The following is a 12,771-nucleotide window of genomic DNA, read 5'->3' on the forward strand; positions in this document are numbered from 1 at the left end:
AAAGAATTATTAATTGCGATTTCAAACTTGTAATTCTAAATTCGGAATTCGTAAATTTCACAAATGAATTATTTAGCGCACATTTACCTGTCTGGAGATAACGATTTGATTACCATAGGAAACTTTATTGCAGATGGCATTAAAGGAAAATCGTATGAAAAATATCCGAAAGACATTCAAATTGGTATTTTGCTTCATCGAAATATTGACACATTTACCGATGCGCACCCAACCGTTAGGTTAAGTACCAAACGATTGCATGAAAAATATGGGCATTATTCAGGTATTATAGTAGATATTCTATACGATCATTTTCTAGCAAAAAACTGGAACACATACAGTGAAGTTCCATTAAAAAACTATGTTGAGACGTTTTATAATTCGTTAGAAAATAATTATGAGATCCTGCCATTGCGTATTCAAAAAATGATGCCTTATATGTTGTCCGATAATTGGTTGTTGAGTTATGCTTCCATAGAAGGAATTTCTAGAGTTTTGGCAGGTATGAACCGACGTACCAAGAATGTTTCCGGAATGGATGAAGCCGTTAATGAACTAGAACTGTTTTACAATGAGTTTGAAGCAGAATTCTCCTCTTTTTTCGATGAACTTATAAGCTTTTCAAAAGAAAAACTAAAAGAGTATTCAATAAATTTTGATTAAAATCAGGCTCGATAGCATCCTAATTTCAAGGATGAAATGCAAACAGACATACAGATAATCGAATAGACCATGCCGCTGTCGGTTTTTAACAGTTTTCTTTGATTAATATATTAGTAATTAATAATTTAGAATTTTTATTACCTGAACACTCTTAAATGAAATCAAAAAAAATTGTAAAAATAACCACCGGAGTTCTCGTGTTTTTTACACTGCCCAGTTTACTGTTTTTTTGTTTTTTGTATTTTAAGTATAACGAAGATTTACCCGAAGGCGCTAAAGGAAAGGAAGCGGATGCTTTAGCTTACAAAATGTTGGAAGCACTTAATTATGAAGCTTTTGAAAATACAGACTATTTAGAATGGACTTTTAAACGAAGACACCTGTTTAAGTGGCAGAAAAACAAAAACACCTGTGATGTTTACTGGAAAGATTATAAGGTAAGCCTTGATTTAAACGATGCATCGCAAAATCAAGCATTTGTTCATAGTTTTAAAGTAATGGATGAAGATTTATCTACAGAGCTTATTGAAAAAGCCGTTAAATACTTTAACAACGATTCGTTTTGGTTGGTGGCTCCTTACAAAGTATTTGACAAAGGGGCTGAACGCAGAATGGTAAACTTAGAAAACAATAAGAAAGCCCTTTTGGTTACCTACACTTCTGGCGGTACAACTCCAGGAGATTCGTATTTATGGCATTTGGATAATAACGGAAAACCCATAAGATTTCAAATGTGGGTTGATATTTTGCCTATTAATGGTTTAACAGCTACTTGGAACGATTGGACCACAACAGAAAGTGGCGCTGAATTGCCAACATTCCATAAAATGGGAGTTTTTGGGTTAGAAATTAGCCATATTAAAGGAACGAACTAAGTTTGCAATCACAGTCTCGGTTTTCAGTAAAAATCGCTACCGCGACTACGACTGCAAACTAAGTACTAACTCCCCTTCTGCCCCACAAAACGGTGGCTATCCGATTTAAACAGAATATTGAAACTGGTTAAACTGCCATAAATTCTAGTAATATATTGTTGCAAATCTATTTTACCTTGCTCATCCAAATCACTGGCATTAATGCGTTGCTCCATAACACGTAAGCGGTCGCGCACCATGGTTATTTTATGAAAAAAAGTGTCAATTGGCAATTCGTATGACTTTAAATTGCTATCTGCTGGCTCTAAAATAAGTTTCCCTCCTTTATATTTATCGGCAATTGGAACAATTTCACTAGCATCGCTCCACTTCTTTAAAATGCTCACCAAACTACTTTCAACATCAAAAAAACTTACGGTATCCACATCGCCATCGGCAGCTTCAATAACTTCAAATTCACTATCTAAATCAATAGTTTCCAATCCATTTTCTATAAAAGTTACCCAATAATGTTGCGATGTTACATTGGTTACAACACCTTTTCCGTGTTCAGCATGGTTAATCCTGGAGCCTATTCCTAATAATTTCATATTGATATTTTTAAGTTAATTCTATTTACAATGATACTAAAACTTCACAAAAACCTAAATTGAATTTTGAAAAATTAGAAATTTGTTAAGCATATATAAACGTTAATTTTTTGTTAATTATTTAAAAATTAAACCTATAGAACACCCATATTTTTTAAAGGGTGAAAATTACATAAACCATCTATTATTTAACCTTAGCACATAAAAAAGAACACCAAAAAATCATTAAATATCTTCTTCCATTATATATACCCATATTTAGATAGGGTTGTTCATTTTTATTCAAAAATTCTTAAAAAGTTAAACAATTCTAAACGGTATTAGAAATTGATTTTTCGTTCCTATTTTAGTCTTCGAACATTAATAATCTTTAAAAATATTAGTTATGAAAAAAATTTATTTATTGCTATTACTCGTGTCTGGTTTTACTTTTGCTAATAACACCCAACCACTTGAATCGATACAAAACGACCCAAAAGTTGGCGACGTTTTAGTAATCAATTCAACATCCAATATTAAGTATAACCATATAGATTTTCCACAATTAAACATCATAGCAAAAAAAGGAAATATTGCTAATTACAAAAGTGTACATGGAAAGCGTGTTGTGGTAAAAGAGGTTGTTAATAATGAAAATGGCCATACAAAAGTACTATTAGAAAACGAAGACAACACCAAATTTTTTGGAGTTGTAAAACATGTAGAAGCTAACTACACAAAAGCATTAACTTCTGGAGAAATGTCTAAAGTTAATCCGTAAAAACAGAATAAATCATGCAAATTGAAGCTATGTCCTAAAGGACATAGCTTCTTTTTTTTTGAAACAAAAAGTCCAAAAAGTTATTTTAGGCGTATAATTAAAAATCAATTCTTTCGTTACTAATAAGAATTATTAAAAGAAGTACATGAAGTTAACGACTCAAATTATAGGTTTTTTAGGGTTACTTATTATTTTAAGCAGCTTTAAGTCTTCAAATACTAGAACTGAAAAAAGTGCTTCCTATAATATTGTTCAAATAGATTCCATTTTAAGCGATTCAACATTTATAGATTCTACGTCAACTGCATATACACCATATCTGGAAAATGCACACGCATCTTACTACCACGACAAATTCAATGGTCGAAAAACTGCAAGTGGAGAGAAATTTGACAACAACTTATACACCGCTGCGCACAAAACCCTAAAATTTGGCACTAAAGTTAAGGTAACCAATACGGTTAATGGCGAATCGGTTATTGTAACTGTAAACGATAGAGGTCCTTTTGTAAAAGGCAGAGAAATCGATTTATCAAAAAAAGCGTTCATGGAAATTGCCAAATTTAAATTACGTGGGTATTTAATTGTAAATCTTGAAGTGCTTGAAGAACCGCTTGAGAATTAAAAATTCTAGTATTTCATTTTATCTTCAGAAATAATAGACAGTAGTTAAAGATGAAATAAATCTTCACAAGAATTTAACAACTAAAATCGTAACTTTGCACTTTTGCCAATTTATGACCCAATTTGACGATTTTATTGAAGTTAAAGGCGCTAGAGTCCATAACCTTAAAAATATTGATGTATCTATCCCTCGTGAAAAACTTGTAGTCATTACAGGTTTATCTGGTAGTGGAAAATCATCATTGGCCTTTGATACTATTTATGCTGAAGGACAACGTAGATATATTGAAACGTTTTCGGCGTATGCGCGTCAGTTTTTAGGTGGATTGGAGCGTCCAGATGTTGATAAAATTGATGGTTTAAGCCCCGTAATTGCCATCGAACAAAAAACAACCAGCAAATCCCCACGATCTACGGTGGGTACCATCACAGAAATTTACGACTTCCTTCGTCTTTTATACGCTCGTGCCAGTGATGCATACAGTTACAATACGGGCGATAAGATGGTAAGCTATAGTGATGAACAAATTAAAGAACTCATTATTAGCGATTTTAAAGGCAAGCGCATTAATATTTTAGCCCCTGTAATACGTTCACGTAAAGGGCATTACCGTGAATTATTTGAACAAATAGCAAAACAAGGTTTTGTAAAAGTGAGGACGGATGGCGAGATAAAAGACCTTGCCAAAGGCATGATGCTGGACCGATACAAAACTCATGATATCGAAATTGTTATAGATAGATTGGTTATTGACGATTCAGCAGATAACGATAAACGACTTACCGAAACCATAAATACCGCCATGCATCATGGTGATGATGTGCTGATGGTTTTAGACCAAGACACCAATGAAACCCGCTATTTTAGTCGGAATTTAATGTGTCCTACTTCAGGTATTTCATACCCAAATCCGGAACCCAACAATTTCTCTTTCAACTCGCCAAAAGGCGCTTGCGATACCTGCAATGGTATTGGTACACTTTACAAGGTGAACGAAAAGAAAATAGTTCCAGACGATAGTATTTCTATAAAAGCTGGTGCTCTTGCGCCACACGGACCCGAAAAAAGCAGTTGGATTTTTAAACAGTTTGAAACCATTGCGCAACGTTTCAATTTTAAATTGACCGATGCTTATAAAGACATTCCAGAAGAAGCCAAACAAATGATTTTGTACGGAGGGAATGAAAAATTTTCGGTAGAAAGCAAAACCTTGGGTGTTACCCGCGATTATAAAATTGATTTTGAAGGTGTCGCTAATTTTATTGAAAACCAATATAAAACAGCCGAATCTACATCTTTAAAGCGATGGGCTAAAGATTATATGGATAAAGTAAAATGTCCAGAATGTGAAGGGTCTCGTTTAAAAAAAGAATCACTTTTCTTCAAGATAAACAACAAAAATATTGCTGAACTAGCTAATGCCGATGTTGTGGAGTTAACCCAATGGTTCAACGATTTACACCATCATTTATCTGATAAACAATTACAAATTGCTGAAGAAGTTATAAAGGAAATAAAATCGAGACTTCAATTTTTATTGGATGTTGGCTTAGATTATTTATCGCTAAACCGAAGCTCAAAATCTCTTTCGGGTGGTGAAGCACAGCGCATTCGATTGGCAACACAAATTGGCTCGCAATTGGTTGGTGTCCTTTATATTTTAGATGAACCTAGTATTGGTTTACATCAGCGTGATAACGAAAAATTGATAAATTCACTGGTCTCACTTCGTGATATTGGTAACTCGATAATTGTAGTGGAACACGATAAAGACATGATTGAGCGTGCCGATTATGTGATTGATATTGGACCAAAAGCTGGGAAATATGGTGGCGAAATAATAAGCATCGGCACCCCAAAAGAGCTTTTAACACACCATACCCTAACGGCCGATTATTTAAACGGTACTAAACAAATTGAAATTCCTAAAAAACGACGTGAAGGCAATGGGAAGTTTATCGAGCTTAAAGGCTGTACAGGCAATAATCTAAAAAATGTATCTGTTAAAATTCCTTTAGGAAAAATGATTGGGGTTACAGGCGTTTCTGGTAGTGGAAAATCGACTTTAATTAACGAAACCCTTTACCCTATTTTAAACGCTCATTACTTTAATGGCGTTAAAAAACCGATGCCCTATAAAAGCATTAGCGGTTTAGAACATATTGATAAAGTGATTGATATTAACCAGTCGCCCATCGGTCGTACACCACGAAGCAATCCTGCCACATACACTAAAACGTTTGACGAAATTCGCAGCTTGTTTGCAAAAATTCCTGAAGCTATGATTCGTGGTTACAAAGCAGGCCGTTTCAGTTTCAATGTAAAAGGTGGGCGTTGTGAAACCTGTCAGGGTGGAGGTTTAAGGGTTATCGAAATGAATTTCCTACCCGATGTATATGTAGAATGCGAAACCTGTCAAGGCAAGCGTTTCAATCGTGAAACTTTAGAAATTCGATATAAAGGAAAAAGCATCAGCGATGTGTTGGATATGACCATCAACGAAGCAGTGCCTTTCTTTGAACACATTCCTAAAATTCACAATAAATTAAAAACCATTAAAGATGTTGGCTTAGGCTACATCACTTTAGGACAGCAAAGTACAACGCTTTCTGGAGGTGAAGCACAGCGCATTAAATTGGCAACCGAATTAAGTAAACGCGATACGGGAAACACGTTTTACATTCTAGATGAACCCACAACTGGCCTGCATTTTGAAGACATTCGGGTGTTAATGATCGTACTTAATAAACTGGCAGATAAAGGCAATACGGTATTAATTATTGAGCATAATTTGGACGTCATTAAAACCGTAGACCACATTATTGACATAGGTTATGAAGGTGGAAGAGGTGGCGGACAAATAATTGTTGAAGGTACTCCCGAAGTAGTGGCCAACCACAAAAAAAGCTATACGGCTAAGTTTCTTAAAAAGGAATTAGCTCCATTGGCAATTGATAATTAAATTTAGTTTGGTTGTTTGTCGTGGAGTCGTTTAATTTACACTCGACTTAACAACAAACAACTTAACAACAAACAAATAAACACAATATGAGATTAGAAAAACATAGTAAAGCATGGAACGAAATTAAAACAAACGATTCTTGGGCTATTTTTAAAATCATGGGCGAATTTGTTAATGGTTATGAAAAACTAAGTAAAATTGGTCCGTGTGTATCCATATTCGGTTCCGCCAGAACAAAACCAGAAGACACATACTACCTTCTTGCAGAAAAAATTGCAAAACGTATTGTAGAAGCTGGGTATGGTGTTATTACCGGTGGCGGCCCTGGTATTATGGAAGCGGGAAATAAAGGTGCGCATTTAGGTGGCGGTACATCGGTAGGATTGAATATAGAACTGCCTTTTGAACAACACGATAACCCTTATATCGATTCTGATAAAAGCTTGGATTTCGATTACTTTTTTGTTCGTAAAGTCATGTTCGTAAAGTATTCACAGGGCTTTGTTGTCATGCCCGGTGGTTTCGGTACTTTAGATGAGTTGTTTGAGGCTATCACACTTATTCAAACACATAAAATTGAAAAATTCCCCATTATTTTAGTGGGAACAAAGTTTTGGGAAGGACTTTTAGATTGGATTAAAACCACTCTTTTAGATTCATTTGGAAATATAAGTGCCAAAGATTTAGATTTAATACATCTTGTAGATACTGATGAAGAAGTGGTTACCATTCTAGACTCTTTTTATAATGGGTCTGGATTAAGTCCTAATTTCTAACTTAAACTTGCAAACAAAAAATTGCAGGTTTATTTTATTATCTTGCAACGCCTTACGAATTTTTAACCTCTAAATGTTTAAAATTAAATTGAAATTACGTCTTTTCTGTTGTACGTTATATGCATTTGTATGTTATGCAGGCTTTGGTCAAAATAAAATTGACTTAAAGGCGGTTTTTGATATTGAAAATAAACAAATAAGAATATCGCAAACCATTCGATATGAAAACACAACTCAAGATGAACTTCAAACTATTTATCTAAACGATTGGAACAATAGTTATTCAACAAAAAAAACACCTCTTGCGCAAAGATTGGCAGATGAATACAAAAATGTGTTTCATTTAGCTAAAAATGAAGAAAGAGGTTATTCTGTTATTACATCCATCAAAGAAAATGGAGAAGCTTTAATTTTTAAGCAACTAAAAAGTCAAATAGATGTTATTGAGGTTCAACTAAAAGAACCTTTAAAACCAAATGGGTTTTATACCATTGAATTAGAATATTTAGTGCAAATACCTAGCGACAAATTCACAAGCTACGGTATTACAAGTACAGGCGATGTAAACTTAAGGTATTGGTACATTACACCCGCTATTTACAATGGTAAATGGCATTACTACAGCAATAAGGATTTAGATGATTTGTACATACCTCCTGCCGATGTGCATCTTGAAATTGATTATCCTAAGGAATATAAATTAACTTCAGAATTAAATGAAAGTAACAGGGTTCAACTGTCTAACAGACAATTAATTACTTTAGAAGGGAAAAATGTTTTAAATAATAAATTGTTCTTAAGTAAAGCATCAACATTCAATACTATCGAAAGGAATGGATTCTCTCTTATTTCTAACATTAATGATGATGGTTTAGAAATGATTGACAAGGTTTTAATTACTGAAAGAGTCACAACTTTTATTGAAGACAAACTTGGGAAACACCCACAAAACAAACTTGTTTTAACCGATATAGATTACAACAAAGACCCCGTTTATGGCTTAAATTTTTTACCAAATTTTATTAAAACTTACCCACCCCACTTTCAGTACGAATTAAAACTACTAAAAGTGGCACTTCACAATTATTTAGAAAACACGCTCCTTTTAAATCCAAGGACCGAACAGTGGTTGCTTGACGGTATACAGATATATTATTTAATGGACTATGTTGACGAGCATTATCCAAACATGAAGTTTTTAGGCTCTTTGGCTAATTTTTGGGGTGTTCGCTCGTTTCATGCTGCCGATATGAAATTTAACGATAAATACGTGCTAGCCTATATGATTATGGCACGTACCAATAAAGACCAACCGCTTACTATGCCTAAAGATTCATTATTGAAATTCAATAATAGTATTGCCAATAAATATAAAGCTGGTGTAGGTTTAAAGTATTTGGGCGATTTCATAAACCATGACATCGTTGAAAACAGCTTATCATCTTTCGTTATAGAAAACAAATTAAAACCCGTAACAACTAAAGATTTTGAAACCTATATAAAGTCTAGAACCGATAAAAACATCGATTGGTTTTTTACCGATTATTTAAACACGCGCAAAAAGTTAGATTTTAAAATAAGAAAAGTTTCTAAAACAAAAGACTCCATCACATTAATAGTTAAAAACAAGCAAAACAACAGCATGCCTGTTTCGTTATATGCTTTAAATAACGATAGCATTGTTTCAAAAACATGGGTTGAAAATGTTTATGAAAACAAAACCATTACCATTCCTAGAAACAATGCCAACAAGCTTGTTTTGAACTACAATAGTATCATTCCCGAAATTAACCTTCGTGATAATTGGAAATCATTAAAGGGTTTTTTCTTCAACAATAAACCTCTACAATTTAGACTTTTTCAAGATATTGAAGACCCCTATTACAATCAAGTGTTTTTTATGCCTATTGTTGAGTTTAATAATATTTATGATGGAGTAAATCTAGGCTTAAGAATTTATAACAAAACCGTTTTAAGAAAACCATTTAACTATAGTATTAAACCACAATATTCATTGGAATCCAGAACACTCACAGGATCCGCCGTTCTTTATATGACCCATTATTTAGAAAACAGCGACCTTTATACCATCAGTTATGGCATAGGTGCTGGATATTCATCTTATGCTCCAAACTTATTCGTTAGGCAAATTTCACCTTCATTAACATTTCTTTTTAGAGAGAAAACCGATTTTCGATCAAACAAAAGAGAATCCCTTACATTTAGGTATGTAGATATACATAGAGACAAAGACATAAACAACATTTTAACATCAAATGAACCCAATTACGGCGTGTTTAATGCGCGTTATATAGATTCCAACGATAATTTAATTAATTTCAGCAAGTGGTACACCGATGTTCAAATAGCAAAAAACTTTAGTAAACTTTCATTTAATTATGAATATAGACGCCTTTTTGAAAGCAACAGACAATTAAACTTACGTTTTTTTGCAGGTACATTTTTAAAAAACAATAACGACCCTAACTCTAATTACTTTAGTTTCGCATTGGATAGACCAACAGATTATTTATTTGAATACCCTTACTTAGGAAGATCTGAAGCTTCAGGTATTTTTAGTCAGCAATATATTGATGCTGAAGGTGGTTTCAAATCAAAATTAGATACACCATTTGCAAATCAGTGGATTTCCACCTTAAATGCCAGTACCACTTTATGGAAATATGTTTTAATGTATGGAGATATTGGATTGGTTAAAAACAAATTCGACAATGCTCATTTTGTTTACGATTCTGGCATTCGCATTAATTTAGTTACCGATTATTTTGAAATATACCTACCAATATATTCAAACTTAGGTTGGGAAATCGGGCAACCTCATTACGATCAAAAAATACGATTTAAATTTACAGTAGATCCACAAGCGCTTCTAGGTTTATTTAGAAGACGCTGGTTCTAAGAGTTCATATTGTTATCTAATTATCATTAAATTCAAGTTTTAAATAAACAATTAATAATCAAAAGTATTATTTGTTGGTATTTTTAATAATTTCACAATTACACACATCAATATTTTAATTGGAAAAACCGCAAACTTTAACTACTTTTGCAAAAGTTAAAGCATTCTATTCATGCACACTATTCCAGATTTGAAAAACAATATATCATTTGAAGATTTTAAAGCAGAAGTTTTAAACGATTATAAAATTGCTGTAAAAAGTCGGGAATGTAGTTTACTAGGTCGTCGTGAAGTGCTTACAGGAAAGGCAAAATTCGGGATATTTGGTGATGGTAAAGAAGTACCACAATTAGCCATGGCCAAAGCCTTTAAAAAAGGAGATTGGAGATCAGGCTACTACCGAGACCAAACTTTTATGATGGCAATAGACGAGCTAACTACCGAACAGTTTTTTGCAGGTTTATACGCCAACACCGATTTGGAGTTAGAACCCATGTCTGCCGGTCGTCAAATGGGTGGTCATTTTGTAACCCATTCTTTAAATAACGATGGCAGCTGGAAAAACTTAACAAAACAATACAACTCCAGTGCCGATATATCGCCTACAGCAGCTCAAATGCCGCGTTTATTGGGGTTAGCACAAGCTTCTAAAATTTTCAGACAAGTAGAGGGTATCAATACTACCAACTTTTCAGTAAATGGAAATGAAGTGGCTTGGGGTACCATTGGAAATGCAAGTACCAGCGAAGGTTTATTTTTCGAAACCATAAACGCAGCAGGTGTTTTACAAGTCCCTTTAGTGATTAGTGTTTGGGACGATGAATATGGAATTTCAGTACACGCTAAGCATCAAACCACTAAAGAAAACATCTCTGAAATTCTTAAAGGATTCCAAAGAACCGACGAAGAAAAGGGTTTTGAAATACTTCGTGTTAAAGGTTGGAATTACCCTAACCTAATAGAAACCTATCAAGAAGCTGCCGTTATTGCTCGCGAAGAACACGTTCCGGTTTTAATACATGTTTTGGAATTAACCCAACCTCAAGGCCATTCCACATCAGGTTCGCACGAACGCTATAAGAACGCTGAACGACTGACTTGGGAAGCAAAACATGATTGTAATACCAAAATGCGCGAATGGATTATTGAAAGCGGTATTGCAAGCAATGAAGCCCTTATAGAAATTGAAAGAGCAATAAAACGAGAGGTACGAGAAGCCAAAAAAAATGCTTGGAATACTTTTTTAAAGCCCATTTTAAAAGAACAAACCGAATTAATATCCATATTAAAACAAGTAGCTACCAACAGCGCTAACGCAATTTTTATTGAAAAGATAAAAGATACATTATCCGCTATAGATGAGCCTACTCGAAAAGATATCTTGTCAGCAGCCCGTAAAACCTTAGTGCTTGTTGCAAAAGAATCCTTTTTAGAAAAAGAACAACTTAAAAATTGGATTGATAAAGTATTCGAAAATACTCAACCTAATTTTAGTTCACATTTATATTCTGAAACCAACCGCTCCAATGCCCTTATAAAAGAAGTAAAGCCGTTGTATGATGAAGATGCAGCACTAGTAGACGGACGCATCATTCTTCGTGATAATTTTGATGCTATTTTCAGTAACTACCCAGAGGCACTTGTTTTTGGGGAAGACACAGGAAATATTGGTGATGTAAACCAAGGTTTAGAAGGTTTACAGGAAAAATATGGCGAGTTAAGGGTTGCAGATGCTGGTATTAGAGAAGCTACTATTGTTGGCCAAGGTATTGGCATGTCGCTACGCGGTTTACGCCCAATTGCGGAAATCCAGTATTTAGATTATATTCTTTATGCGCTTCAAATTATTAGCGACGATCTAGCTACCACACACTACCGCACCAAAGGGAAACAAAAATCGCCTTTAATTATTAGAACACGCGGCCATAGATTAGAAGGCATCTGGCATTCAGGTTCTCAAATGGGTGGTATTTTACATTTGGTTAGAGGCGTTAATTTATTAGTACCTAGAAACATGACCAAAGCTGCAGGTTTCTACAACACACTATTAAAAGGTGATGATCCCGCTATAGTTATAGAATGCCTTAACGGATATAGATTAAAAGAAAAAAAACCAAGCAATTTAAGTGATATTCAAACACCAATTGGTGTGGTTGAAACCGTAAAAGAAGGAACAGATATTACTTTAGTATCTTACGGTTCAACACTTCGAATTGTAGAACAAGTAGCTAAAGATTTATTAGCAGTTGGTATTGATACCGAAATAATTGATGTACAATCGCTGTTACCATTCGATTTAAATCATGATATCACTAAAAGTATCAAAAAAACCAATCGTGTTATGATTATTGATGAAGATGTACCAGGAGGTGCCTCTGCTTACATTTTGAATGAAATATTAAACGTTCAAAATGCGTATCAATATCTAGATAGCCAACCAAAAACCCTCACAGCTAAAGCACACAGACCAGCTTATGGAAATGATGGTGATTATTTTTCAAAACCATCGGCCGAAGATATTTTTGAAGCTGTTTATGGTGTTATGCATGAAGTTAATCCAAGTGAATTTCCCAAATTAAGATAGATTTCACGTAATTATC

The 12,771-nt window shown here is 34.0% G+C and carries 9 protein-coding genes; 8 read left to right on the forward strand and 1 reads right to left on the reverse strand.

What is annotated here, in order from left to right; genetic code table 11:
- Positions 1 to 63: 63 nt before the first annotated feature.
- A complete protein-coding gene (locus tag ACGK9U_RS12635) occupies positions 64 to 663 on the forward strand; it encodes an ACP phosphodiesterase (protein WP_394466745.1) in 600 nt (199 codons plus the stop codon).
- A 155-nt stretch (positions 664 to 818) separates the two neighbouring features.
- On the forward strand, positions 819 to 1,538 hold the full coding sequence (locus ACGK9U_RS12640; RefSeq protein WP_394466746.1) for a hypothetical protein: 720 nt from the start codon (positions 819 to 821) through the stop codon (positions 1,536 to 1,538).
- Positions 1,539 to 1,603: 65 nt separating this feature from the next.
- On the opposite strand, the gene ACGK9U_RS12645 is transcribed toward ACGK9U_RS12640, so the two are convergent.
- The gene (locus tag ACGK9U_RS12645; RefSeq protein WP_394466747.1) at positions 1,604 to 2,128 is read right to left on the reverse strand and encodes a hypothetical protein; all 525 of its coding nucleotides are present in this window, start codon (positions 2,126 to 2,128) and stop codon (positions 1,604 to 1,606) included.
- A gap of 385 nt (positions 2,129 to 2,513) precedes the next feature.
- Here ACGK9U_RS12645 and ACGK9U_RS12650 point away from each other — a divergent pair, with 385 nt between their 5' ends.
- The 6 genes from ACGK9U_RS12650 to ACGK9U_RS12675 all read left to right on the forward strand — a co-directional run bounded on the left by ACGK9U_RS12650 (position 2,514) and on the right by ACGK9U_RS12675 (position 12,755).
- Positions 2,514 to 2,888 (forward strand): hypothetical protein, encoded by a 375-nt coding sequence (locus ACGK9U_RS12650; RefSeq protein ID WP_394466748.1) that lies wholly within the window; start codon positions 2,514 to 2,516, stop codon positions 2,886 to 2,888.
- Between the two features lie 145 nt (positions 2,889 to 3,033).
- Positions 3,034 to 3,513 carry a septal ring lytic transglycosylase RlpA family protein gene (locus ACGK9U_RS12655; RefSeq protein WP_394466749.1) on the forward strand — a complete coding sequence of 160 codons (480 nt, stop codon included), beginning with the start codon at positions 3,034 to 3,036 and terminating at the stop codon, positions 3,511 to 3,513.
- A 112-nt stretch (positions 3,514 to 3,625) separates the two neighbouring features.
- Complete coding sequence (uvrA, locus tag ACGK9U_RS12660; RefSeq protein ID WP_394466750.1) at positions 3,626 to 6,475, forward strand: excinuclease ABC subunit UvrA; 2,850 nt, start codon at positions 3,626 to 3,628, stop codon at positions 6,473 to 6,475.
- An 86-nt stretch (positions 6,476 to 6,561) separates the two neighbouring features.
- Entirely contained in the window at positions 6,562 to 7,251 is a 690-nt protein-coding gene (locus ACGK9U_RS12665; RefSeq protein ID WP_394466751.1) for a TIGR00730 family Rossman fold protein, read from the forward strand.
- A gap of 73 nt (positions 7,252 to 7,324) precedes the next feature.
- Entirely contained in the window at positions 7,325 to 10,171 is a 2,847-nt protein-coding gene (locus ACGK9U_RS12670; RefSeq protein ID WP_394466752.1) for a metalloprotease, read from the forward strand.
- A 172-nt stretch (positions 10,172 to 10,343) separates the two neighbouring features.
- Positions 10,344 to 12,755, forward strand: a complete 2,412-nt coding sequence (locus ACGK9U_RS12675) for a thiamine pyrophosphate-dependent enzyme (RefSeq protein ID WP_394466753.1) — start codon at positions 10,344 to 10,346, stop codon at positions 12,753 to 12,755.
- Positions 12,756 to 12,771 lie beyond the last annotated feature (16 nt).

This window comes from Mariniflexile sp. HNIBRBA6329 (assembly GCF_043558645.1).
Classification (GTDB): Bacteria; Bacteroidota; Bacteroidia; order Flavobacteriales; family Flavobacteriaceae; genus Mariniflexile.